The organism is Pseudonocardia charpentierae, from assembly GCF_031845345.1.
GTDB lineage: Bacteria > Actinomycetota > Actinomycetes > Mycobacteriales > Pseudonocardiaceae > Pseudonocardia > Pseudonocardia charpentierae.
This window is the reverse complement of the sequence record NZ_JAVREJ010000009.1, coordinates 28,679-54,148: the sequence shown is the minus strand read 5'-3', so window position 1 is coordinate 54,148 and position 25,470 is coordinate 28,679. Positions and strand designations below refer to the sequence as shown.

The window sequence follows — 25,470 nt, the reverse complement described above, 5'->3', positions numbered from 1 at the left end:
TACGGTGGTGGAAGAGTGGGCCCATGGAGGTCACCCACTTCGGACACTCGTGCGTGCTGCTCGACACCGGTGCGGCCCGGCTGCTGATCGACCCGGGCAACTTCTCGGCCGACTTCGAAGGGCTGACGGGCATCGACGCCGTGCTGGTCACGCACCAGCACCCGGACCATCTCGACCCCGAACGGCTGCCCGCCCTGCTGAAGGCGAACCCGCAGGCGCGGCTGGTCGTCGACAGCGGGACGGCGGGGCAACTCGGTGCCACGAAGATCGACGTGGACCCCGAGATCGTCGAGCCGGGCACGGCCGTGCAGATCGGCGGGGCGCGGGTGGAGGTGCTCGGCGGTCGGCACGCCGTGATCCACCCCGACATCCCGGTGATCCCGAACAACGCCTACCTCGTGGACGGCACGCACCTTCATCCCGGCGACGCCCTCACCGTGGTGCCCGCCGAGCCGCTGGAGGTGCTGTTCCTGCCCACGGCGGCGCCGTGGCAGAAGCTGTCGGACGCCGTGACCTACCTCCGAGAGGTGGCCCCGCGGACGGCGGTGCCGATCCACCAGGGGATCCTCTCCGTGCCGGGCATGTACTACGGGCACTTCGAGCGGCTCGGGCCGGAGCAGACCACGGTGCAGGTCCTGGACCCGGCCACCCCCACCCGGCTGTAGCCGGACCGCGGCCTCAGGCCGCGAGCGCGGCCGTCGTGATCGAGTCGTAGGTCGCGCCCGTCGCGCCGTGGCCGAGCGCGACGTCGACCGCGCCGAGCACCGCGTTGCGGCGCTCGGGCCGGCGGAGGTCGTCGTGGCGCACCGCGATCCGGACCAGGCCGCCGCACCGGGCCGTCCGCGCGGCCTTCGCGATCAGCAGGCGGCCGCACATGGCCTCCGGACCGCGCGGACCGGTCTCGAACCCGAGCAACCGGCTGCGCACCGGTCCCGCGACAGGTGCCGCGAGCAGGTGGACGCCCCCCTCGTCGGCGCACACCGCGAACCCTCGCGCGGCCAGCGCCGTCAGCGTTCCGGGCGAGGCGCGCCACCCGGGCGGGGTGAACGACGTGGTGTCCAGCCCGGCACGTTCCATGACCCAGCGCGCCGCCGCGAGGCGCAGCGTCGCCTCGTGGGCGGGGAGCGCCGAGAACTCGGCGCGGCGGATGCGGTGCTGCGGGCCCAGCGGCCGGCGGCTGTGGTCGTAGCCGTGCAGGACGAGCACGTCCCCGCCGCTGCGCCGCTCGCGGAGCCACCCCGCGAGTCGGGCCCTCGGTGCCAGCGGGCCTTCCGGCCCCACCGGCCGGACCAGCAGGGACAGCGACACGCCGCGGCCGGCGAGGGCATCGGCGAACGACTCGGCATCCGCGAGAGCGTCGTCCGCGACGGGCAGTGACACGATCAGTCGTCCAACCACGCTCTCATCTCAACCTGCCTGCAGGAACGGCAGGTCTCCACGACGTGAGCGCGGGATGTCGCGCACCGGAACACCGTCGTCGCCGGGCCGGCATCCGGAACTCCGGTACCGACCCGGCGCCGAGCGGCGCGAGCGTCAGCCGTAGCGCTTGAGCTCGTGGAAGAAGTCCTCGATCACGTTGAGCTCGCCGAGGCGGGCGATCTCGTCGTAGACGTACTTCCCGACGGCGAGGTCGAGGACGCCGAGGCCGAAGGGGGAGAACACGACGGGTCGGTCCGCCGGGACCGTGACCCGCCCGGCCATGACGTCGTCCAAGGTGCCGGCGAGGAAGTCCCGGTTGCCGGTGCGCTGCTCGACCAGGTGCGGCGAGGTGTTCGCCTTGAGGCAGTGCTCGACGTCGTCGACGACGTTGGTGGAGGCGAGCAGGACCTCCGGGGCGAGGTCGCGCAGCGACACGTGCAGGACCAACGGGTTGTGGTCGAACCACGACACGTCGTGGACGTGCGGTTCGCCGGCGATCGTGGCGAAGACGACCAGGTCGCTGGACCGGATCAGCGCCTCGGCGCTGTCGTGCACGGTGACCCGCCCCGGGGTGCCGGACTGCTCGAGGTAGCCGCGGAAGCCGGCCGCGCTGTCCGCTGACAGGTCGAACACGTGGGTCTCGTCGAACGTCCAGCCGGTTCCGGTGAGGAACGTGTGGATGTAGCGGGCGATCAGGCCGACCCCGAAGAACCCGACCCGGGTGGGCCGCGACCGTCCCTGGCTCAGCCGGTCCGCGGCCAGGGCCGCGGACGCCGCGGTCCGGGTGGCGCTGATGATCGAGCTCTCCAGGACGGCGAACGGATAGCCGGTCTCGTGGTCGTTGAGGATCAGCACCGCCGAGGCGCGCGGGATCCCGGCGGCCACGTTCTCCGGGAAGCTGGAGATCCACTTCAGCCCGTCCACCCGCACCTGCCCGCCGATCGAGGCGGGCAGGGCGATGATCCGGGAGGAGGGGCGGTCCGGGAAACGCAGGAAGTACGACGGCGGGTTGACCGAGTCACCCGCCCCGTGCCACCGGTAGGTGGCCTCGACCAGCTCGGTGATCTGCTTCTCCTGGCCCTGCAGCGCCCGCTGCACCTGGGCGCCGCTGATCACGGAGAACGGCGGCACCACGGGCCCTCGCGTGTCGGCGTTCATCGCGGCATCCCGGTCGTGGGTGCGCAGTCGGCCAGGTCGACCGGGTCCGCCATGCCGACGAGCACCTCGCGCGGGCCGGTGTAGGCGTCGCGGCCGTGCGCGGTGCGGATGTTGTCCACCAGCAGCAGGTCGCCGGGCCGCCACGCCTCGCGGGCCGTGTTGGCCTCGTTGATCCCGTTGATCAGATCGACGATGTCCTTGCCGATCGGCTCGCCGTTGCCGAAGCGGGTGTTGAACGGCAGCCCGTCCTCCCCGTAGAGCTCGACCAGGTACTCGCGCACGTCGTCGGCCAGCGTCCACTGGTTGAGGAACGCGATCTGGTTGAACCAGCACCACTGCCCGGTCACCGGGTGTCGCACGATCGCGCTGCGGCGCTGCCGCGTGCGCAGCCCGCCGTCGGGCTGCCAGGAGAACTCGATGCCGTTGGCCCGGCAGTACTGCTCGACCGCGGCGCGGTCCGTGGTCCCGAACGCCTCGGTCCAGTCGGCCCCGATCTCCTCGCCGTACGTGCGGGTGAGCATCCACCCCTCCCGCGCGAACCGGTCGGCCAGCGGCCGGGGCAGCGCGTCGAGCACGGTCGGTGAGTCGACCACGGCGGTCGCGCCCCCCTGGGCGGGCGCGGTGAGGCAGGCGAACATCATCGTGCCGGGGAACTGCAGGGTGTAGCTCAGCTCGTGGTGCATGCACATCTGCTGGTTGGCAGGCCACTTGGTCGAGGAGTACACGCCTCCGCCGAGGGCCTGCCGCGGGGCGAAGGACTCGCGCTCGGCCATCAGGCCGGTGCCGGCCAGGCCGCGGAAGACCGCGCCCACCGCGGCCGCGTCACGGAGCCCGAGCCCGCGGACCAGGACCACGCCGTTCTCGCGCACCGTGGCGCGCAGCGCGTCGCGGTGCGCGACCGCCCAAGCGGTCGGGTCACCCGGGGTGGCGACCCGCAGCAGCGGCGGCTTGCGGGGGGCCCGCTCCACCGCGAGTGCGGAGCTGGAAAGTGAGGACGACATGTCGATGTCCTTTCAGGTCGTCTGTGGTCGATCGGTCGGGACTACGCGAAGGAGGGGGAGAGCGCGGCGGCCTGCAACACGGCCTCCGCGGCCTGGGCGGGTCGGGTGCGCAGGAAGTAGTGGCCGCCGTCGGCGAGCTGCCGCAGGTCGACCTCGTCGGTGAGCAGCCGCCACTCGCCGTGCCGCCGGGCGTGGTCGGCCGTGCTCGGGTCGTCGTCGGCGACGACGACGGTGACCGGTGCCGCCAGCTTCGTGGCGGGTGGGGTCTCGAGCGCGTCGAGGAAGAAGCGGTGGGCCGACGTGCAGTCGTGCCGATAGGCGGCGCCGACGTGCCCGGCGCGCTGGGCGTCGAGCTCCCCGAGGGCCGTGTAGCCGCCGTCGGTCGCGAGCCGAGCCGCGATGTCGGTGTCGGTCAGGCCGGACAGCTCCGCCACAGCCGCCCGACGGCGGTCGGCGTCACCGAGCAGCTGGGCGCCCAGGAACACCCTCCGCACCGGCACGCCCCGCTCCTCGAGAGCGCGGGCCGCCGCCACGGCCAGGGCGGTGCCCGAGGAGTGGCCCCACAGCAGGATGTCGGTCGCACCCCGGCGGGCGACCTCCTCCACGACCTGCTCCACGACCTGCCCCACGACCTGCTCGACCGACGCGAACGGCTCGCGCTCCGCAGCCAGGTCGTGCCCGGGCAGCTCGACGGCGTACACCGCCACCCCGCCCCGACGCAGGGCCCGGGCCATCGGCTCGAAGTTCACGGCGTTCCCACCCGCGTACGGGAAGCAGATCAACGCACTCGCCGGGACACCGTCGGGTTCCGCGAGCACCTGCAACAGCCCCGCCCGCACTTCGGCGACGCCGTCGCCCGACCCCGGGGCGTTCCCGGCGTCCGCCGCGGCCCGACCGTCGATCAACGCGGCCAGGTCGGCCAGCACCGGGTAGCGCGTGACGTCCTTGAGCGAGACCGTCTTCTTCAACGCGATGGCCAGCTTCACCGCCGACAGCGACGAACCACCGCGGTCGAAGAAGTGGTCGAGGCGGCCGATCTGGTCCTCGGCGACTCCGAGGACGCTCGCGTAGGCGGCCGCTACCCGCTGCTCGGCCGGCGTGCGCGGCGGATCCCCCGCCTCCTCGACGACCTCCAGCTCCGTGGCGAGCGCCGTCAACGCCTTCGCGTCGATCTTGCCGTTGGCCGTGAGCGGCAGCTTGTTCCGGCGGTGGAACGACACCGGCACCATGTAGTGCGGCAGTGACCTGCCCAACCACTCCCGCAGCACCTCGACCTCGATCGCCGCCGCACCGGCGTAGAAGGCCACGAGGTACTTGCCGCGGTCGGGCCGTTCGGCCACCACCACGGCCGCGTCGTCGACACCCGGCACCTTGAGCAGCGCGTTGTCGATCTCCCCGATCTCGATCCGGAAGCCCGAGATCTTGACCTGCGAGTCGCGGCGGCCGAGGAACTCCAGCTTGCCCTCGGGCAACCACCGCCCGTAGTCGCCGCCCTTGTACATGCGTGTCCCACTCCGGTGCGGGTCGCTCAGGTAGACGGCCCGGGTCCGCTCGGGGTCGTTGACGTATCCGCGCCCCACACAGACACCGGAGAAACAGATCAGGCCGGGGGCACCGAGCGGCACGGGCACCAGGTTCTCGTCGACCACGTACACCGCCACGTTCTGCACCGCGGGCCCCAACGGGACCCGGTCGCCCTCGGGGGCCCGGCGCATCACCTCGTGGTTCGTGTCGTCCGAGGTCTCGGTCAGCCCGTAGGCGTTGACCAGCGTGGTCCCGGGCCGTGCCGCGAAGAACCGCTGCACGAGCTCCATCTTCAGCGCCTCACCGGTGGCCGACACGCAGGTCAGGTCCGGCAGGTCACGGGGATGCTGCTCCAGGTACGACAGCACCGCCTCCAGGTACGACGGCACCACCTGCACGACGTTGGCCCGACCGGCGGTGATCGTGTCGACGAACCGCTCGACGTCGAGGATCACCTCCTGCTCGACGAGCAGCGTCCGGCCGCCCACCAGCAGCGCCGACACCAGCTGCCACAGCGAGATGTCGAAGCACTGGGGCGCGATCTGGGCGACGACCGCCCCCTCGCCCACTCCCAGGTCGTGGATCTTGGCCTGGAGGTGGTTGAGCATCCCCGCCTGCTCGCACATCGCCCCCTTCGGCTCGCCCGTGGAGCCGGAGGTGAAGTAGATGTAGGCCAGCTGGTCCGCCCCGACCGCGACACCGAGGTTCCCGTCGGCGTGGTCCTCCGCAGCCTGGAATTCCTCATAGGCGTCGTCGACCAGCAGGAGGCGGGCCTCGGGGACCGAGTCCATCGCCTTGTCCAGCGTGGTGGTGCTGCCGGTCTCGGTCAGCACGAGCCGGCACTCCGACCGCGTCAGCGTCTTCGCGATCCGGTCCGCCGGGAAGTGGGGCTCGATCGGCAGGTACACGCCGCCTGCCTTGAACACCGCGAGCACCGACGCCATCCAGTCGAGGTTGCGCTCGGTCACGACCGCGACCACGTCCTCGCGCTGGAGCCCGCGGGCCAGCAGCGCGCGACCGAGGCGGTTCGCCCGGGCGTTCAGCTCCCGGTAGCTCCACTCCCGGCCCGCGTGCACCGCGGCGACCTCGTCCGGATGCGCCGCCACGCGGTCCTCGAACAGCTCGTGGAACCGCCGGTCCGGCAACGGCTGGTGCGGACCCGCCAGGCCGTCGAGCTGGAAGCGCAGCTCCTCGCCCGACAGCAGGGTCTGGCCGTGGTGATCGGCGTCGGGGTCAATCGCGATCAGCGTGAGGGCGGTCAGGTGGTAGCCGGCGATGCGCGCAGCGGCCTCCCCGTCGAGCACGTCGGTCCGGTACCGCAACAGCAACGCCGGCCCGCCGGCCGCGTCGACCACCCCGACCCGCAGGACGGCGTCGGCCGCCAGGTCACCGTCGCCCGCAGGGTCGAACATCGTCGTGAACGACGGCCCCGCCACCCCCAGCCGGCGCCGCAGGTCCTCGACCTCGACCTCGGCGTGGGTCAGCAGGTCGCCTTCCGCCCGGGCCGCCTCGCTCACCACGCTCCGCCACGGTCCCGGGTCGGTCGTCAACCGGCACGGCAACACCCGACCACCTGCGGCGACGTATCCGGTCACGACGTCGCGCTCCCCCGACAACGCCGCCAGGACCACCGCGTGCGCGGCCAACAGCACCGCACCCGACGCCACGTCCGGCTCGCGCAGCGCCGGCACGGCTTCCTGCGGAATGGTCACCGTGCACTCGCCGACGCCCGGCACCGGTTCGAGGGTCCACCGCGGAATCACGGTGGACCCTCCGGCGACCAGCACGTCCTGCCAGTACTCCAGACCGGCGTTCGCAGGCATTCCCATCAGATCCTTACCTCCGTGCCTCAATCGTCGTCACCTCTCGCCGTCGCCGGTGTCGCCGCTCGTGCTCGTGGTCGACGCCGTCGAGGTGGCTCGTGGCGAAGTCGTGGTCGATCGCGGCGACGTCGTGGTCGTCCGCGGTGATGTGGTGGTCGCCCGCGTCGTCGGGGTCGCGCGGGCCGAAGTCGTGGCCGACGTCGCGGCCGCCGTCGTGGTCGCCGTCGTGGTCGCCGTCGTGGCCGCCCGCGCCGTCGTCCGGGTGGAGGTCGAGTTCGGACGGGAGATCCTGCGCTTCACGGGAGCAGTCGTCGCCGTCGGCTTTGGTGCCACCGTCGACTCGACGGGTGGGCCGGGTACCGGCGCGCTAGACGGCGGAGGCGTCGTCGGCCCCGCCACGGCGGGCACCGGCGCAGCCACCGCGGGCCCGAACGGTGTCGACATCCCCGTCGCCACCGCCGTCCCTCCGGACAGCGCCAGCACGATCAGCGTGCCCAGGGCGGCGGGGGCGGCCAACCGCAGAACGCGGCGCGCCGGGACCTGACGTCCGGGCCGGCCGTCAGGTCCCCACGGCTCCGCCCACCCGCCGTCCGGCCGACCGGAGAGCCCGGTGGCCGCCGTGCCGAGGACGTCACGCAGGTCGTGAAGGGTGTCGAAGATCTCGATGGCCGGGTTTCCGCCCCAGCGCCCGTGCGGGGCGATCTCCTCGCCCTTCATGAGGAAGGAGTCGGGGGCGAGCACGGCGCCGTCGCCGATCCGCACGCCGTAGTGGACGAACGAGCCGACTCCGAGGGTGCACCCCGCTCCGACGACGGTGTGGTCGGACTTGAAGGCGCCGTCTTCCTGGGAGTGGCACTGGATGGTGCTGCCGGCGTTGAGCGTGGAGTGGTCGCCGACGGCGGCGAACGACCGCTCGGTCAAGGTGCACCCGTCGTCGAAGACCCTGCGCCCGATCCGGACCCCCAGCATCCGCCAGACGAGGGTCTTGAACGGGGTGCCGTCGAACGCCTTGTAGTACGTCTCCGACGGCACCTTCCAGGCCCGTTCGTGGCGCCAGAAGGCACGGTCGTAGATCGAGCAGCCCTGCGGCGCCAGGACCTGGAGGCGGTCGACGGCCCGCTCGACCGCCACGAAGTAGACGACGGTGAACAGCAGGCCGACGATCGTCAGCGGCACGAAGGCGAGCGCGCCCCACGCCTGGTAGTGGTTCAGCGCGCCCAGCGTCAGTAGCGTGAGCACGAACATGTGGCCCCACCGCGACAGCAGGCGCAGCAGGACGGTGACGGCGTTGTGCCGGTTCTTGGCGGCCAGGTTGCGGCGCAGCTCGTCGGGGTCCGCCACGTCGAGGTTGCTGTCGCGCGCGACCGTCCGCGGGATCTCGAAGCTGGGCGAGCCCAGCAGGCCCACGCCCTCCCGGAGTTCGCCGTCGATCGGGACCAGGACCTTCGTTCCGAGCAGGCAGTTGTCACCCGTGCGGCCCTGCGCGGGGTAGGCGATGTGGTTGCCGAGGAAGTTCTCGCCGCCGATCGACACCCGCGACACCCGAAAGGACGTGCTGGAGTAATCGGCGTTGAGGAGCGACAACCCGTCGGCCACCACCGTCCCGCGACCCACCGCGCTCAGGAACGGGTTCTCGTGCTGCACTGCCATGCCGAAGTTCGACCCCGTCTGGACGACCGGGGTGAGCTTGTACCCGATGCTGCGCAGGTAGCCGACGATGTAGGAGCTGTCACCGAAGAGCTCGGTGAAGAACTTCTGGTTGCTCAGCGCGGCGATCAGCCGGTGCACCAGGTAGTGGAAGCCGTAGAGCCGGTACACCCGGTCCGGCGTGATGAACAGGTTCAGCAACCGGGGAACGGTGACGACGACGACGAATCCGATCAGGATGGCGCCGAAGAAGAGCACCGTCGAGACGATCAGGACCTCGAGGTAGAAGTTGCCGCGCTGCAGCGCCGCCGTCCCGTCGTCCAGCAGCTGGGCCATGACCGGGAACTCGAGGTACAGCAGGCGCACGACCGCGAGCCCCAGCGGCAGGGACACGAGCAGACTCAGCAGCTGCACGGCCGGGAATGCGACCCTCCGCACGACGCTGCGGGGCTCGTTCGCGACCGTCCGGTAGTCGACATCGGTGCGCTCGGCGGGCGAACCGTGCCAGTGCTCGCCTGCCGGCACCGCCTGCCCGCTGTGCAGCGACGACGAGTGGCCCAGCTGAGCGCCGTCGCCCATCGACGTCCCGATGTCGAGGACCGTCTTCTCGCCGACGAGCACGTCGCGGCCGAGGGTGACCGCACCCGTCTGGATCACGCCGTCGTGGGCCCGGTAGCAGCTGACGAGGGCTTCCTTCCGGACGATCGTGCCGTCGCCGACGGTGAGCAGGTCCGGGCAGGCGGGCACGGGGCCGGAGAGGATCGTGACGTCCCTGCCGATCTTCGCGCCCAGCGCGCGCAGGTACAGCACGTAGATCGGCGAGCCGACGAAGGCAGCCAGCGGGTTCGACCGGATGAGGACCTTGACGACCCAGAACCGGAGGTAGGCCATGCTCCAGACCCGGAACTGCCTCGGCCGCCACCGGCCGATCAGCACCCACTTCGCCACGATGGGCAGCAAGCAGAGCGCGACGAAGGTCCCGGTGGTGAACGCCACCGACCGCAGGTAGACGTCCGCCACGGCGACGGCGCCGGTGACCCACTCGACACCGCGGACGGCCACCACCGAGGCGACCGCCGAGTAGGCGAGGAAGATCAGGAGCTGCAACGCCCCGCAGAGCACGTAGCGGGGTGTCCCGGTCGGCGGCCCCGCCTCGTCGACGGGATCGGAGGTCCGGACGGGCGCCGCGGCCTGCACGGGTGCACCCGCACTCGTGGACGGGACGGCCGTGGTCGGCGCGACAGCCGTGGTCGAAGCGGCGGGCGCGAACTCGGCGGCCAGACCGTTGATCGTCGGGTGCGCGTAGACGTCCTTGATGGACACCGACGGCAGGTCGTCGCGCTTGCGGGCCCGGGCGCAGAACCGCGCCATGACCATCGAGTCGGCACCCAGGTCGTCGAAGAAGTGAGCGTCGACCGACACCTGCGCCACGCCCAGCACGTCCGCGAGCACCTCGGCGAACGCGTCGGCGAACGCGTCGGCGACGGGAGACGGCGCAGACGTGGCGGGCGCGACGACAGGTGCGAGCGCGCCGGCCAGTCCGCTGATCGTCGTGTGCCGGTACACGTCCTTGATCGACACCGACGGCAGGTCGTCCCGCTTCCGCAGCTGCGCGCAGAACCGGGCCATGACCATCGAGTCGGCACCCAGGTCGTCGAAGAAATGGGCGTCGACCGATACCCGGTCCACACCCAGCACGCCCGCGAGCACCTCGGCGAATGCGTCGGCGATCGGGGCGGACGACGCAGCCGAGGTGGGCACGGCGACAGGCGCCGCGGCGGGCGCCAGCGCGCCGGCCAGACCGCCGATCGTCGTGTGCCGGTAGACGTCCTTGATCGACACCGACGGCAGGTCGTCCCGCTTCCGCACCTGCGCGCAGAACCGGGCCATGACCATCGAATCCGCACCCAGGTCGTCGAAGAAGTGGGCGTCGACGGACACCCGGTCCACGCTCAGCACACCCGCGAGCACCTCGGCCAGCGCCGCTGCTGTCCCGGTCGGCGCAGCCGTGGCCGGGGCCGGCACGGCAGCCGGAGCGGGTGGGGTGACCACCGGCGCCGGGACGGGGACCCGCGTGATGGCGACGGTGGGCGGAGCGACGACGGTGGTGCGGGGAGCCGCGCACGGCACCCGCGGCACCCGCGTCGTCGGCGGAACGGCCGCCGCAGCGCCCGGAGCCTGGACGGGGACCCGCGTGGTCGGCGCGGTGGGCGGAGCGGCGATCGCGGTCCGGGGAGCCGACCGCGGCACGCGCGGCACCCTCGTGGTGGGCGGCGTCTCCGCGGGGGCCTCGCCGGTTTCGGCAGGCACGCGCGGCACCCGCGTCGTGGGCGGCACCTCCGCAGGGGCCTCGCCGGTCTCGGCCGACACCCGCGGCACCCGCGTCGTGGGCGGCGCCTCCGCAGAGGCGGAGACAGGTCGGCGTAGCGCGACCGTACGAGCGTCGACCGGACTTGCCACCGTATGAACTCCTTGAACCGAATGTGCCGACTGGTCGGTGGCGATCAGGCCAGTTGGGAATCGGCCGCCAACTCGTCCGACTGGACGACGTCTGCGCCGTAGAGGTCGGCCACCCAGTTGGTCTGGTAGACGGTGTCGAGGTAGCGCTCGCCGAAGTCGGGAGCGATGGCCACCGCGGTCAGGTCGTCGCCGTCGTGTGCGGCAAGCCAGCTCATGGCCCCGCTGACCACCGTGCCGGTGGAGCCGCCGAACAGGAATCCGTGACGGGCCAGGCGGTGGCAGGTGCGGATGGTGTCGGCCTCCTCGATGTAGATCACCTCATCGACGAAGGACGGGTCGAGCAGCGGCGGGCGCATGTTCATGCCCAGCCCCGGGATCATCCTGCGGGCCGGGGAAGCACCGAAGCTGACCGAGCCGACCGGGTCGATCGCCACGATCCGCACCGAGGGCCGCCGCTGCTTGAACCAGCGGGCGCAGCCCATCAGCGTTCCGGTCGTGCCGGCTCCGACGAAGAGCACGTCCAGGTTGGGGAACTGCCGGGCGATCGACGGCGCCGTGCGGCGGTAGTGCGCCTTCCAGGCGTTGGCGTTGGTGTACTGGTTGAGCCACACGTACCGGTCGTCGTCGGCGCACAGCTCCTTGATGAAGTTCACGCGCGCACCGAGCAGCCCACCCACCGGATCGGGCTCGGTGATGATCTGGACCCGGGCTCCCAGCGCCTCCATCAGCAGCCGGGTCGTCAGGTTGCAGCGCGAGTCGGTCACGCAGAGGAATCGGTATCCGCGGCTTGCCGCGATCACGCTCAGCGCCACGCCCAGGTTGCCTGACGAGGACTCCACGAGGAATGCACCCGGACGGAGCCGTCCGTCCTGCTCCGCGGCCTCCACCATCTCGAGCGCGGCCTTCAGCTTGACCGAGCCGGCGAAGTTGAAGCCCTCACATTTCAGCGCGAGGGAATGGCCGAAGATCGACCGAAGGTCGACGTACAGGCCGTCTTCGTTGAACTCCTCAGGACTGGAGATTATCGGCATGATGCCCCCATACAGTTCGACATTGACTGCTCAGCCATATGTTCGGAGTGGGCTCGGCTGCTTTGCCTACCGCTGTTCGCCGACTCCGGGAACGGAACTGGCTAGGGACCGCCGACATCCGTCACGGACGGCTGCGGGTCGAGATCGTCGAGCTGGTCCATGCAGTGCCCCCTTGCATCTCATGCCGCCGCGCGCTCCCTCCGCGCGGCGACCACCGCTCGTTGCCGCAGGTGAGCCGAGTCGCGCCGGCCCCGCGCGCCACTGCGACGCGCGTCCCCACCGTCCGAGCAGCCCTCCCGGCCTTTCGGACGTTTTGCAACGGGATTGTCATCCTCCGGCAACAACCCGCTGGGTAATCGTGGGGTCATGAAGGACCGTTTCCGGAACGTCCGGACATCACCCGAACGTCGCATCAGACTGCGCCCGGAATCGGCATAAGCCCTGGTAGCAGCCAGTCGAGTGGAGGTTGCTTCCCAATTTCGTCGACTAGCTGAACGGTTTTGCTCGGGCGCCAATTGGTCGCTCGCGGCCGTGAACGGGTCCCGCTCGGCACGGGCTAGCGGTCGGTGCTCGACCTCGTCGTCGTGGCGCTCCGCGGCGCGGGCGAGGGCTCTCTTGCCGACGTCCGGGTGGCCTTCGTCTTCGTGGTGGTCGTCGCCGACGTCTTCGCGACCGTGGCCCCGGCGGCGGCCGGTCGCGCCACCGCGGCGGTGGGCGCGACGCTGTCTGCCGCGTCGTCGGCCTCGTCGGTATCGGCGTCGTCGGCGGTGTCGTCGGTGGTGTCGTCGGCCGGGTCCCCGGCGGCGCCATCCTCGGCGTCGTCCACCGGCGCCGCAGGTGCAGGAGCCGTCGCGGCAGCCTGGACGAACGGCAACGTCGTCCCCCGCACCCCCATCAGCACCCCCACGGGCAGCATCACGGCGACGAGGCCGGCCAGAACCAGCGGTGCCACGGTGGGACGGACCTCGGACGACGACGACAGCTCCGGGGCCTCCGGAACCTCCCGGGCCGGGTTGCCGACCCACCGGGCTGCGGGCTCGACCTCCTCGCCCTTCATCAGGAAGGCGTCCGCATCGATCACGGCGCCGTCGCCGACGGTCACGCCGTAGTGCACGAAGGCCGCGACACCCACCGTCGCACCCGAGCCGATCGTGGTCCGGTCGGACTTGAAGACCCCGTCCTCCAGCGAGTGGCACTGGATGACCGTGCCCTCGTTGAGGGTGACGTGGTCGCCGATCTCGACCAGGGTCTTCTCCGGCATCGAGCAGCCCAGGTCGAGCACCCGCCGCCCGACGCGGACGCCCAGCATCCGCGCGATCAGCGGCTTGAACGGGGTGCCGGCGAACGGCGGCGGGGCGAGCAGCTTCCACAGCCGCTCGTGCCACCAGAAGTAGGGGTCGTAGATCGAGCAGAGCTTCGGGCTGAGCCGGCGGAACCCGCCCGCGAGCCGCTCCACGAGGACGGCGTAGCCGATGCCGAACACCGTGGCCGCGACGAAGCCGACGACCAGCGCCCAGATCCCGTACTCGTCGTACAGGTCGATGGCGACGACGCCGATGACCAGCAGGACGAAGACCGCGAACCAGCGCACGAGCGTGAACAGGGCGATGGTGCGCAGGTTGTAGCGGTTCTTGGCGGCCAGGCCCCGGCTCAGGTCCTCGGCGTCGCGCTGCTCGTCCGCGTCGCGCTGCACCGACCGCGGGATCTCGAAGGCCGGCGAGCCCAGCAGTCCGACGTCGTGGCGGACCGGCCCGTCCAGCGGGAGCGCGGCCTTCGTCGCGAGCAGGACGTTGTCACCGACGCGGGCTCCGACCGGCCAGGCGAGGCTGTTGCCCAGGTAGTTGTCCTCGCCGATGCTCACCTGGGAGGTGCGGAACGACGTGCTGGAGACCTCCGAGTTCAGCACGCTCAGGCCGTCGGAGACCATCGTCCTGGTCCCGATCCGGGTGAGGTAGGGCGTGTCCTGCCGCAGCTCGCTGCCGAAGTTCGAGCCCGTCTGGTGCACCTCGGACAGGTCGTAGCCGATCGCCTTGAGGTAGCCGACGATGAACGAGCTGTCGCCCAGCATGTCGTTGAACAGCGTGACGTTGGTGGTGCGCCGGATGAACCGGTGCGCCCAGTAGCGGATGCCGTAGAGCGCGTGCACCTCGTCCGGCCGCACGAACAGCTTGTGCGCGAGCCGCGGGACGACGGTCACGAAAGCCAGCGCCGTGAGCATGCCGCCGTAGAACAGCGCGAGCGAGAGGCCCGCGATCTGGGCGTACAGCACCGGATCCGACGCGCTGTGGGCGCCGGCCGCGACGAGCTTGGCAGTCCACGGCACGAGCTGCGACAGCTCGACGGTGGCGGCGAAGCCGATGGGGGCCAGGAGGAACAGGTTGAACAGTTGCAGCATCGAGTACCAGAACCGGCGTGCCGTGCCGCAGCGCGCGGGCGGGACCTGGTGGGGGGCCTCGTCCGCCGCCTGGGCCGGTGATCCGTGCCAGTACTGGCCCGCCGGCACCCGCTGGCCGGGTTGCAGCGAGGAACAGTGCCCGAGCCACCCGCCGTCGCCGATCGCGGTGTCGACGTCCAGCACCGTCTTTTCGGACACGATCACGTTCGCGCCCAGCGTGACCGCGCCGAGCCGGATCCGTCCGGCCTCGGCGCGGAAGCACAGCAGCGAGGAGTCCTCGCGGACCACCGTGCCCGGCCCGATCGTGAGCAGGTCCGGGCACGCGGCCACGCGCGGTGTGAGCACGACCGCGCGCTTCCCGATGCGCGCGCCGAGGGCGCGCAGGTACATCAGGTGCAGCGGCGACCCCGTGAACATCGTCATGGGGTTGACCCGGATCAGCGTCTTGACCAGCCAGAACCGCAGGTAGGTGAGACCCCACGCGGGGAACTCGCGCGGCCTGAAACGTCCGATGAGCAGCCACTTGGCCACGATCGGCAGCAGCGTGAAACCGGCGAAGGTTCCCGCGCCCCAGGCGAGCGCACGCAGGTAGGCGTCGACGACCCCGTTGGCGGCGACCACCCAGAGAAAGCCTGTCTCCAGCACCTTCGCCGCCGTCACCAGCGAGGCGAGGAACAGGAGCAGCTGCACGGTGCCGCACGCCGCGTGGGTCAGTGCGCCCACCCGCGTCACGGGCGAGGTCGTGGGAGCCGCTGGGCGCGCAGGTGTGCCGGGCGCGGAGCGGGCCGGCTGCAGCGTCGCCAGCGCCGTCACCGTCGGGTGCTGGTACACCTCGCGGGTCGACACCGGTGCCAGGTCGGGGTGCCGGCGGACCCTCGTGCAGAACTGGGCCAGCAACAGGGAGTTGGCGCCCAGGTCGTCGAACAGGTGGGCGTCGGCGGAGACCTTCTCGAGCCCGAGCACCTCTCCGAGCAGCCCGGCCAGGGCCGTCTCGACCGGCCCGACCGGGGCGACGTGCTCGCGCGCCGACCCGGAGGTGCGTCGCGCCGAGGGCGGCGGGAGGTTCTTGCGGTCCGCCTTGTCGCTGGTCGTCAGCGGGATGACGTCGAGCTGCTCCAGGTACGCGGGCACCATGTACGACGGCAGCCGGTCGCGCAGGACCGCGTAGATCGCCTCCGGGTCCACGGACGCCGTGTCGGTCCGCAGGCTGTAGTAGCCCACCAGCTCGACGGTGCCCGGCACCGGCTCGTAGGTGTGGACGACGGCGCCCGAGACCCCCGGGACCTGCAGCAGCACCGACTCGATCTCGGTCAGCTCGATCCGGTACCCGCGGATCTTGACCTGGAGGTCGATCCGTCCGTGGTACTCGATCTCGCCCTGCTCGTTGATCCGGCACAGGTCGCCGGTCCGGTAGATGCGCTTCGACGGGTTGGCAGGCAGCCCGATGAAGTCCGGGATGAACGCCTTCTCGGTCAGGTCGTCGCGGTTGACGTATCCACGGGCCAGCCCGATCCCGCCGATGCCCAGCTCGCCGATCCCCCCGAGGGGCAGGGCGCGGTGCGGGTCCTCGGGGTCGAGGACGACGACCGAGTAGGTGGGCAGCGGCACGCCGATGGTCACTGCGCGGTCGGGGTCGACGGGGGTCCAGGTGGCGGTGACCGTGGCCTCGGTGGGCCCGTAGACGTTGAGGAACCGCCGGCCCGTCTTGTGCCAGCGCACGATCAGGTCGTGCGGGCACGCCTCGCCGGAGACGAGCAGGAACCGCAGGTCCGGCAGGTCCTCCTCGATGGTCGACAGCAGCGTGGGCACGCAGGCAATCGCCGTGACCCGGCGGCGGAGCAGGAAGTCGTGCAGGTCCGCCCCCAGCAGCGACCCGCCTGCCGGCTTGGGCACGAGCGTCGCGCCGGCGGCCCACGGGACCCAGATCTCCTCGACGGAGAAGTCGAAGGCGATCGTCATGCCCTGGTACATCCGGTCGCCGAGCCGGACGCCGTACACCTCGGCCGCGACACGGACGAAGCTGACGATGCTCGGGTGGCCGATCGCGACGCCCTTGGGGCGGCCGGTCGAGCCGGACGTGTAGATGATGTAGGCGAGCTGGTCGGCGCTCGCCGGGCCGCGCTCGGCCGGGGTCAGCCGTCCGGCGGGCAGCGCGCGGAGCCGGGCAGCGGGGTCGTCGACACACAGGACGTCGGCCTGCATCTCGGCGAGGTCCGCGCTCAGGTGCTCCAGGGTCAGCACGGCGGACGCCGCGGCGTCGCTGACGATGTAGCCGACGCGGTCGGCCGGGAACCCGGGGTCCAGCGGCACGAACGCCGCCCCGACCTTGAGCGCCGCCAGCATCGCCGTGTACGCCCACACCGCGTCGTCGAACATGAGTGCGACGCGGTCGCCCGCGCCGATTCCCCGGGCCCGCAGGTGGCGGGCCAGCCGGTTGGCCCGGGCGTCCAACTCGGCGAACGTCAGCGGCGGCCCGTTCTCCGGCTCCACCGCCGGGTGGTGCGGCGTGGCGTCGCAGCGCTGCTCGAACAGGTGCTCCATGCGGTCGCCGGGCCGCCAGCGCGGACGCTGGTCGTCGGGAGCGAGGATCCCGGGCGTGGCGTCCGGCGCGGCCGTCGCCGGCGCGGCGATTCCCGGGGGCGTCGTCGCGGGCATCGCCCGGTGCTTCGGACCGGGACGCGGGGTGGGACGCAGCCCGTCCGCGTGCTCGGGGACGACGCGCAACGTCTGGGTGCGCAGGTGGTCGCCGTGCCAGTACACGACCCGGTGCAGTGCCTCGGTGTGCAGTCCGGCCGCGGATCTCGGCGATCTCTGCACGTACGGCAGCACTTCGGTGACCGGCGCATCGGTCGACCAGGCGTTGGCCCGGCGGTCGACCTGCGCAGGAACCCGGCGCAGGACCTCCGTCCGAGGCGCCTCGGGCTGCCGCGACGGCGCCTTGGTCGCATCCGGCCGCGGGCGGCGCTGCCGTCGCGGCACCGTGCGCAGCGCCTGGGTCGGCAGGGCCTCCGCAGGCACCTGCAGGACCTCGGTGGGATCCGGGTCCGGCCGCCGTCCGCGAGGGGGGACCGGAGCCGTGGGCGCCGTGTCGTGGTCCACCGAGTGACGCATCGGCTCAGAAAGTGGCCGGCCGGCCCAGGGCCGAGCCGGACGACTGCACGGGCACCACGGGCAGGCCGGCGGCACAGGCGTCCAGCGAGTCGAGGATGATCGTGCAGGCGATGTCGACGACCTCGGCGGTGACGTTGAGCGGCGGCAGCAGCCGCACCACGCAGTCGTCGCGCCCACCCAGCTCGAGGATCAGCCCCGCCCGCAGCGCAGCGGCCTGGACCTGCTCGGCGAGCCCGCTCGCCCGCCGTCCGGTCAGCGGGTCGGCCAGCTCGATGCCCCACATCAGGCCCACGCCCCGGACGTCGCGCACCCAGGGGTGCGTGCGCAGGACCGCGAACCGGTCGCGGATCTGCGCCTCCCGGGCCCGCACGTTGCCGAGCACGTCGTCCCGCCGGACGATCTCGACCGCCTTGGCGCCGGCCGCGAAGGCGAGCTGGTTGCCCCGGAAGGTGCCCGTGTGCGCGCCGGGCGTCCACACGTCGAGCCGCTCGTCGTACATGATCACGGCGACCGGCTGGCCGATGCCGGAGAGCGCCTTCGAGGCGACGATCACGTCCGGCTCGATGTCGTAGCGCTCGAAGGCGAACCAGGTACCGGTGCGGCCGCAGCCGGTCTGCACCTCGTCGACCACGAGCGGGATGTCGAGCTCGCGGGTGAGGTCCCGGAGCCGTCGCATGAAGTCGCGGTCCCCGGGCACGACGCCGCCCTCGCCCTGCACCATCTCCACCAGCACGGCCGCCGGCAGTGCGATGCCGCCGTTGGGGTCGTGCAGGGCGTTCTCGAGCACGGTGATGCAGTTCGTCGCGCAGGTGTCGCGGCGCAGCCCCAGCGGGCAGCTCGCGCAGTGGGAGAACGGGAAGAAGTGGACGCCCGGCACCCCGTTGGCGATCGGGCGCTTGTTGCCGATGTTCCCGGTGAGCGCCATGCCCGCGTGGGTGGTGCCGTGGAAGCCGCCCTGGAAGGAGATCACGTCGCCGCGGCCGGTGGCCGTCTTGCACAGCTTGATGGCGGCGTCGACGGCGTTCGCGCCGGTCGGACCGCAGAAGTGCATCTTCATGCGGTCGGCCATCCGGCCGGGGAGCATCGACAGCTGGGCCTCGGTGAAGGCGTCCTTGGCCGGCGTGGGCAGGTCCAGTCCGTGCACGAAACGGCCCAGCTGCTCGGCCGCCGCGGCGATCAGCTCGGGGTGGTTGTGGCCCAGCGACAGGACCCCCGCCCCGGTGAGGAAGTCGATGAAGACGTTGCCGTCGACGTCGCGCAGGAAGCTGCCCTCGGCCTCGTCGACCGCGATGGGGAAGTGGCGGCCGTAGACGCGGGCGTTCGACTCCCGGCGCTCCTGCCGGGCGAGGAGGGCGGCGGAACGCGGCCCGGGCAGCTCGCCCGAGACGGACGGGCTCGGGGTGATGCGCAGATCGTCGAGCAGGCTCATGCAGGTCCCCCTTGGCGTTCTCGATGCAGCGCGCACACGCCTGGGAGCGACCGAACCGCTCACGACGCGGCGACCCGATCTCGCCGCCGTCCCGCGCCCTCCGGCGCGTGTGCCCCGATCTGCAGCCGGTCAGCCGTACGGGCTCCCGACCTTCAGCACGAAGTGGTCACCTTCCGGCAACAACACGCTCGGTCATCGTGGAGGCTCCGGACACCGTTTCGGGAATCATTTGATGCCACCCGAACGTCGTAGTCGGCTACGTAACGTCTCGATATCACCGTGTCCGATCGGCTGGTCGAGTGAAGGTTGCTGCAAATCTTCACTGATCGGGTGAACGGTGGGCGGCGAGCGCCGAGTGGTCGTTCAGACCCAGCGGAGGCCGGAGAGGCGCTCGTAGGCCTCGACATACCGGGCGCGGGTCGCCTCGACGACCTCTTCGGGGACCTCCGGGCCGGGCGCGGTGCGGTCCCAGCGCAGCGTCGCCGACCAGTCGCGCACGAACTGCTTGTCGAACGAGGCCTGCGGACGGCCCGGCTCCCAGCGGTCGGCAGGCCAGAACCGCGACGAGTCGGGGGTCAGCACCTCGTCCCCCAGCACGATCTCGCCCGTCGCCGGGTCGCGGCCGAACTCGAGCTTCGTGTCGGCGACGAGGATGCCGTTCGCCGCCGCGGTCCCGGCTCCGCGGGCGTAGACGGCCAGGGTCAGGTCCCGCAGCCTGGCCGCGGTCTCCGCACCGACGAGGTCTTCGACGTCGGCGAAGGTGATGGCCTCGTCGTGCTGCCCGAGCGGCGCCTTCGTCGACGGGGTGAAGATCGGCTCAGGCAGTTCCGACCCGTCGACGAGCCCGGGTGGGAGTGCCACACCGGACACGGTGCCCGTCTTCTCGTAGTCCTTGAGCCCGGATCCGGTGAGGTAGCCGCGGGCGACGCACTCCACCGGCAGCATCTCCAGGCGCCGGCAGCGCATGGCCCGCCCGGTGAACTCCGGCGGGACGTCCGTCCCCGAGATCACGTGGTTCGGCACGAGGTCGCCGAGCCGGTCGAACCACCACAGCGACAGTCGCGTGAGGACCGCACCCTTGTCCGGGATCGCGGTCGGCAGCACCACGTCGTAGATCGAGATGCGGTCGGAGGCAACGAGCACGAGGTCCCCCCGGTCCTCGTACACGTCGCGGACCTTGCCCGAGTGCAGGAGCCTCACAGGATCGCCCCGGGGGTGTAGGCGGCCGCGTCGGGATGTGCGGCCATGATCTCCGAGACCCGGGCCACGACCGCCGCGACCTGCGCCGACGCCGCTCCGGTGAACGACAGCGGGTCGGCCATCAGGCCGTCGAGTTCACCGGGCGCGAGGCCCAGCCGCTCGTCGCCCTGCAGGCGGGCGACGAGGTCGTTGTCGGCCTGGCCCTTCTCCCGCATCGCCAGCGCGACGCCCACAGCGTGCTCCTTGATCACCTCGTGCGCGGTCTCCCGGCCCACGCCGGCCCGGACCGCGGCCATCAGCACGGCCGTCGTCGCGAGGAACGGCAGGTAGCGGTCGAGCTCGCGGGCGATCACTGCCGGGTACGCACCGAACTCGTCCAGCACCGTCAGCGCGGTCTCGTACAGGCCGTCGAGCGCGAAGAACGCGTCGGGCAGCGCGACGCGGCGGACCACCGAGTCGGACACGTCGCCCTCGTTCCACTGCGCCCCGGCCAGCTCGCCCGCCATGCCGGCGTATCCGCGCAGCAGCACCAGCAGGCCGTTGATCCGCTCCGCGGAGCGGGAGTTCATCTTGTGTGGCATCGCCGACGACCCGACCTGCCCGGGCTTGAACCCCTCGGTCGCCAGCTCGGCCCCGGCCATCAGGCGGATCGTCAGGGCCAGCGACGACGGCGCGGCGCCGAGCTGCACCAGGGCGGTGAGCACGTCGAAGTCCAGCGACCGGGGGTAGACCTGCCCCACGCTGGTGAACACGCCCGCGAAGCCGAGGTGCGCGGCCACGCGCTCCTCCAGCTGCGCGAGTTTGCCGGCGTCACCGCCGAGCAGGTCCAGCATGTCCTGCGCCGTCCCGACCGGGCCCTTGATCCCGCGCAGGGGGTACCGGCCACGCAGGTCCTCCAGCCGCGCGTAGGCGACGAGCAGCTCGTCCGCGGCCGTCGCGAACCGCTTGCCCAGGGTGGTGGCCTGGGCGGCGACGTTGTGGCTGCGCCCGGTCAACACCAGCTCCGCGTGCTCGGCCGCGCGCCGCGCGAGTCGGGCGAGCAGCGCCACGGAGCGGTCGCGGACGTGCTCGAGGGAGAGCCGGATCTGCAGCTGCTCGACGTTCTCCGTCAGGTCGCGGCTGGTCATCCCCTTGTGCACGTGTTCGTGCCCGGCGAGCGCGCAGAACTCCTCGATGCGCGCCTTCACGTCGTGCCGGGTGATCCGCTCGCGCGCCGCGATCGAGGCGAGGTCGACCTGCTCGACGACCCGCTCGTAGTCGGCGATCGCCTGCTCGGGGACGTCGATGCCGAGGTCGCGCTGTGCGCGCAGCACGGCGATCCACAGCCGGCGCTCCAGCACGATCTTGTTCTCCGGCGACCACAGAGCCACGAGCTCGGGGCTGGCGTACCGCGCGGCGAGGACGTTGGGGATCACGTGGAGAAAGCCTAGTGCGGTGACCGCGCTATGTGCCGAGCTCGGCGAGCAGGGCGGTGTGGGCGGCCGCGCGGGGATCCGGGTCGGCCTCGATCAGGCTGTTCACGACGGTGCCGTCGACGAGTGCGACGAGGCGCATCAGCGCTCGTTGGTCCAACGTCACCCCGGCCCGGACGAGCACCGCGACGAGCAGCGCGTCGAACTCCGCCCGCATCTCCCGCATGAGTGGCGCGAGGTAGGGCCGGCGTCCGGCGCCGACGAACCGCTCGTAGCGCAGGATCACCGCCTCCGGGCTGCGCCGCGACTCGCAACCGAGGAGCTGGTCGAGGACGAGCTCGGCCACGTCGTCGAGCCCGGCGCCGTGCGGCAGCGCCTCCAGCTCTGCCCGCACCTCCGCCAGCTCGCCTCGTCCGCTGTGTTCCACGGCCGCGACGACGAGGTCGTCGAGCGACGCGAAGTAGTAGGTGGTGGACGCGAGCGGCAGCCCCGCCTTCTCGGCGACGGCCCGGTGCCGCACCGCCTCGAACCCGCCGGTGCGCAGCAGCTCCGCCGCGGCGGCGACCAGCGCCGCGCGCCGGCGTTCGCCCTTCTCCGTCGCCACGCGACCAGTGTCCCCGCTACAGCCGAGGCGCGAGGAACGCGACCACCGCGTCGAGGCGGTCCGCGAACGGCGCCGCGTCGCCCGACCGGTCCGCGCGCGACGAGACCAGAACGGTGCCGCCGGAGGCGGTCGGCGCGGACCGCGCCCCGTCGGGAGGCTCCGTGACCGGTCCGGGCGGCAGGTACGTGACCACCAGCACTCCACCTCCGGCCTCGAGGGCGACGCCGCGCTCGCCTCCCGGACGGCACTCCATCGTGGTGGCGGCCTCGGACGCACCGACGACCTCGGGCAGCGCCTGGTCGACGAGGCTCCGCAGCGCCGGGTCCTGACGGTCGGCGCACTCCCTCGTGCCCGGGCCGAGCGGGGGGCCGGCCGGTGGGACGGCGGCGTTCGGCGCCGCCGCCGCCTCCGGGGCTTCCGGGGCCGCGGCGCGCGCCGCATCCCCCGCCGCCCCTGCGCCCGGAGCCGCCTGGTCTGCCGCCTGCCCCGACGCAGCCGTCACCGTCGCGTCACGCGGTCCGCCGATGCCGGCGACCACTCCCACCCCGGCGACCGCCAGGACCGCCAGCGCCGCGCCCGCCACGGCCGAGCGCCGCCGGCGCGTGATCCGCCTCGACGTGGCGATGACCTGTGCAGCGTCGAACGCCGGCGGCGGCGCCCCGGACGCCGCGTCGCGGAACAGCGCCGCGATGCGCGCCTCGTCGGCCTCCCCGTGTTCCTGCATCCCGTCCCCCGATCAGCCTGCCGGTCGCAGGTCGTCCAGCGCGTCGCCGAGGGCGGCGCGCAGTGCGGCCAGCCCGTGCGCCGTCTGACTCTTCACGGTGCCCTCGGAGCACCCGAGCACCTCCGCCGTCGCGGCGACGTCCAGACCCTCGAGGAACCGCAGCACCAGCACGGCGCGCTGGCGGGGCGGCACGACCCGCAGGCCGTCGACCAGGACGTGCCGGGTGACGACGGAATCCGCGGGGCCGTCCGCGCGGTCGGCGACCGCCGTGGTCAGCACGGGATCCTCGGTCGACCGTTCCCGCCGCCACGGCCGCCGCGACTCGTCGACCACGGTCCGGACCAGCGTCTTGCGCATCCACGCGTCGAGCGCGTCGCGGTCGCGGATCCTGCGCCAGTGCCGGTGCAGGGCGACGAACGCCGCCTGCGCGTGGTCGTCGGCGCGGTGCCAGTCGCCGCACAGGAGGTACGCGGTGCGCCGGACGGCGTCGCGGCGCGCGCGGAAGTACGCATCGAACTCCTGCCCGGCTCCCGCCACCTCCACAGGACGGACGGCCCCGTCCGTGTGGTTGTGCGGGCCCTGCGACATCACCCGGGCAGAGTAGTGCTGTGACCAATCCGTGACCCAGGAGGGCACGTCTCGATGCCGACGTGGTTGGATTACCCTGATGCGCTCAGCCCGTACCCGCCGACCGTCCCACGACGGCCCGGTCGACCTGCGTTCGGACACCGTCACCCGTCCGACCAGGCAGATGCGTGAGGCGATGGCTGTTGCCGAGGTCGACGACGACGTCCTCGGCCACGACCCCACGATGCGCGAGCTCGAGACCCGGGTCGCCGGCCTGCTCGGTACGGACGACGCGCTCTGGACGCCCAGCGGCTCGATGGGCAACCTCATCGCGCTGATGAGCCACCTGACGCGCGGCGACGCGTTCCTCGCGCCGGCGGGCGCCCACGTGCTCGACGCGGAGCTGGGCACCGCCGCCTGGCTCGCCGGCGGCATGCCGCAGCCGCTGCCGCACGACGCCGGTCCCGGGAAGGTCTCCCCCACCGCCGTCCGCCGGGCCGCGGGCAGCTCCGGGCCGTACTACACGCTGCGCACCACGCTGCTGTGCCTGGAGAACACCCACAACTCGGCCGGTGGCACCGTCACCGCCCCGGACGAGCACGCCGCCGTCGCGGCCGCCGCCCGCGCGGCCGGTCTGCGGGTGCACCTCGACGGCGCGCGGCTCTGGCACGCCGCCGTCGCGCTCGGCGTGCCCCCGGCGACGCTGACCGTCGGTGTCGACACGGTCCAGGTCTGCTTCAGCAAGGGCCTCGGCGCACCTGTCGGTTCCGCGGTGGCGGGATCCACGGAGTTCGTGCAGGAGGCGCGGCGGCTGCGCAAGATGCTCGGCGGCGGGGTGCGCCAGGGCGGGGTGCTCGCAGCGGCGGCCCTGGTCGGGCTGGACCACATGGAGCGGCTGGCCGACGACCACGCGAAGGCGCGCCTGCTGGTCGCCGGGCTGCGCGAGCGCGGCTGGTCCGTGGCCGATCCGGAGACCAACATCGTGCTGCTCCCGGTCGCCGACGTGGGCGGCACGCTGCGCCGGTTCGCCGACGCGGGTGTAATGGCCAGCAGCATGGCCGGCAAGGTCCGGCTGATGCCGCACGCGGACGTCAGCGAGGCCGACATCACCGCTGCGCTGGACCGGATCGGTCCGGTCGACCCCACGCCGACGGTCGAACGGATGGGGCTGACCGGTCCGGGTCTGGGGTCGTCGTCCCGCCACGGCGGTCGCGCTCCAGTGCGTCGAGTCGGGCGCTGATCGTCCGCAGCTCGGCCAGCACGTCGGCCAGCTGGACCTGCGTCGCCTCGACGTCGGCGGAGACCTCCTCGACCTCCTCGCTCACCTGCTCGCCCGCCCGGCGCACGTTCTCCACGAACCAGGCCGCGATCGAGGCCGTCACCACGCCGAGCAGGGCGATCCCCGCGACCATCAGCGTGGCCGCGACGATCCGCCCCTCGACCGTCACCGGGTAGCGATCGCCGTACCCGACGGTCGAGATCGTGGTGATCGTCCACCACACCGCCTCGCCGAAGGTGGTGATCGACGCGTCGGGTGCCGACCGCTCCGCCTCCAGCACCGCCAGCGCGGCGACGAATCCGACGAGCCCGACGGTCGCGCCGACGTAGATCGGGACGCGGCCGCGGAAGTCGTCGCGCAGCTGGCGGTTCAGCACCCCGATCACGGTGATGATCCGCAGCGCGCGCAGGGGCCGGAACATCGGCAGTACGAGGATCAGCAGGTCGAGCAGGTGCCGGCGCACGAAGCGCAGCTTGCGCCGGGCGAGACCGAGCCGGACCAGGTAGTCGAGGCCGAGCAACAGCCAGATGCCGGTGAGCACCACGTCCAGGACACCGCGTGCACGCGGGTCGAGCTGTGTGTCGAGGACCTGCCAGGCGTAACCGGCGAGAAACACCAGAGTCAGCCCGGTCAGCGGCCAGTCGACCTTGGCGTTCCAGGCGGCGATCCGCGGCTCGTCCTCCATC

At 72.3% G+C, this 25,470-nt stretch carries 15 protein-coding genes and 1 pseudogene; 2 read left to right on the top strand and 14 right to left on the bottom strand.

What is annotated here, in order from left to right:
* The first annotated feature begins 23 nt into the window (after positions 1-23).
* Entirely contained in the window at positions 24-665 is a 642-nt protein-coding gene (locus RM445_RS14450) for an MBL fold metallo-hydrolase (protein WP_311556759.1), read from the top strand.
* A 13-nt stretch (positions 666-678) separates the two neighbouring features.
* Here RM445_RS14450 and RM445_RS14445 read toward each other — a convergent pair whose 3' ends face one another.
* From RM445_RS14445 to RM445_RS14385, 13 genes are all read right to left on the bottom strand, one after another.
* Positions 679-1,380 carry a DUF2334 domain-containing protein gene (locus RM445_RS14445; protein ID WP_311556758.1) on the bottom strand — a complete coding sequence of 234 codons (702 nt, stop codon included), beginning with the start codon at positions 1,378-1,380 and terminating at the stop codon, positions 679-681.
* Positions 1,381-1,533: 153 nt separating this feature from the next.
* Positions 1,534-2,577 carry a 2,3-diaminopropionate biosynthesis protein SbnB gene (gene sbnB, locus RM445_RS14440; protein WP_311556757.1) on the bottom strand — a complete coding sequence of 348 codons (1,044 nt, stop codon included), beginning with the start codon at positions 2,575-2,577 and terminating at the stop codon, positions 1,534-1,536.
* Positions 2,574-3,578: a TauD/TfdA family dioxygenase gene (locus RM445_RS14435; protein WP_311556756.1), complete on the bottom strand. Its 1,005-nt coding sequence runs from the start codon at positions 3,576-3,578 to the stop codon at positions 2,574-2,576. The genes sbnB and RM445_RS14435 overlap by 4 nt, the downstream gene beginning before the upstream one ends.
* A 41-nt stretch (positions 3,579-3,619) precedes the next feature.
* The gene (locus RM445_RS14430) at positions 3,620-6,925 is read right to left on the bottom strand and encodes an amino acid adenylation domain-containing protein (protein WP_311556755.1); all 3,306 of its coding nucleotides are present in this window, start codon (positions 6,923-6,925) and stop codon (positions 3,620-3,622) included.
* Positions 6,926-6,961: 36 nt separating this feature from the next.
* Positions 6,962-10,942, bottom strand: coding sequence for a Pls/PosA family non-ribosomal peptide synthetase (locus RM445_RS14425; RefSeq protein WP_311556754.1), 3,981 nt, complete (start codon positions 10,940-10,942; stop codon positions 6,962-6,964).
* Positions 10,943-11,076: 134 nt separating this feature from the next.
* Positions 11,077-12,063, bottom strand: a complete 987-nt coding sequence (sbnA, locus tag RM445_RS14420) for a 2,3-diaminopropionate biosynthesis protein SbnA (RefSeq protein ID WP_311556753.1) — start codon at positions 12,061-12,063, stop codon at positions 11,077-11,079.
* A gap of 556 nt (positions 12,064-12,619) precedes the next feature.
* The gene (locus tag RM445_RS14415; RefSeq protein WP_311556752.1) at positions 12,620-17,476 is read right to left on the bottom strand and encodes a Pls/PosA family non-ribosomal peptide synthetase; all 4,857 of its coding nucleotides are present in this window, start codon (positions 17,474-17,476) and stop codon (positions 12,620-12,622) included.
* Between the two features lie 97 nt (positions 17,477-17,573).
* Complete coding sequence (locus RM445_RS14410) at positions 17,574-18,998, bottom strand: aspartate aminotransferase family protein (protein WP_311556751.1); 1,425 nt, start codon at positions 18,996-18,998, stop codon at positions 17,574-17,576.
* A 363-nt stretch (positions 18,999-19,361) separates the two neighbouring features.
* A complete protein-coding gene (locus RM445_RS14405; protein WP_311556750.1) occupies positions 19,362-20,198 on the bottom strand; it encodes a phosphoribosylaminoimidazolesuccinocarboxamide synthase in 837 nt (278 codons plus the stop codon).
* Entirely contained in the window at positions 20,195-21,613 is a 1,419-nt protein-coding gene (gene purB / locus RM445_RS14400) for an adenylosuccinate lyase (RefSeq protein ID WP_311556749.1), read from the bottom strand. Before purB ends, RM445_RS14405 begins: the two co-directional genes overlap by 4 nt.
* A 28-nt stretch (positions 21,614-21,641) precedes the next feature.
* Positions 21,642-22,214 (bottom strand): TetR/AcrR family transcriptional regulator, encoded by a 573-nt coding sequence (locus RM445_RS14395; RefSeq protein WP_311556748.1) that lies wholly within the window; start codon positions 22,212-22,214, stop codon positions 21,642-21,644.
* A gap of 16 nt (positions 22,215-22,230) precedes the next feature.
* On the bottom strand, positions 22,231-22,938 hold the full coding sequence (locus tag RM445_RS14390; protein WP_311556747.1) for a hypothetical protein: 708 nt from the start codon (positions 22,936-22,938) through the stop codon (positions 22,231-22,233).
* Between the two features lie 12 nt (positions 22,939-22,950).
* Positions 22,951-23,529, bottom strand: coding sequence for a SigE family RNA polymerase sigma factor (locus RM445_RS14385; protein WP_311556746.1), 579 nt, complete (start codon positions 23,527-23,529; stop codon positions 22,951-22,953).
* Between the two features lie 76 nt (positions 23,530-23,605).
* Between RM445_RS14385 and RM445_RS14380 the strand changes: the two genes are divergently transcribed.
* A complete protein-coding gene (locus tag RM445_RS14380) occupies positions 23,606-24,745 on the top strand; it encodes a threonine aldolase family protein (protein WP_311556745.1) in 1,140 nt (379 codons plus the stop codon).
* A 121-nt stretch (positions 24,746-24,866) separates the two neighbouring features.
* Here RM445_RS14380 and RM445_RS14375 read toward each other — a convergent pair.
* A pseudogene (locus RM445_RS14375) lies at positions 24,867-25,469 on the bottom strand (potassium channel family protein); the annotation flags it as partial.
* Between the last annotated feature and the right edge of the window lies 1 nt (position 25,470).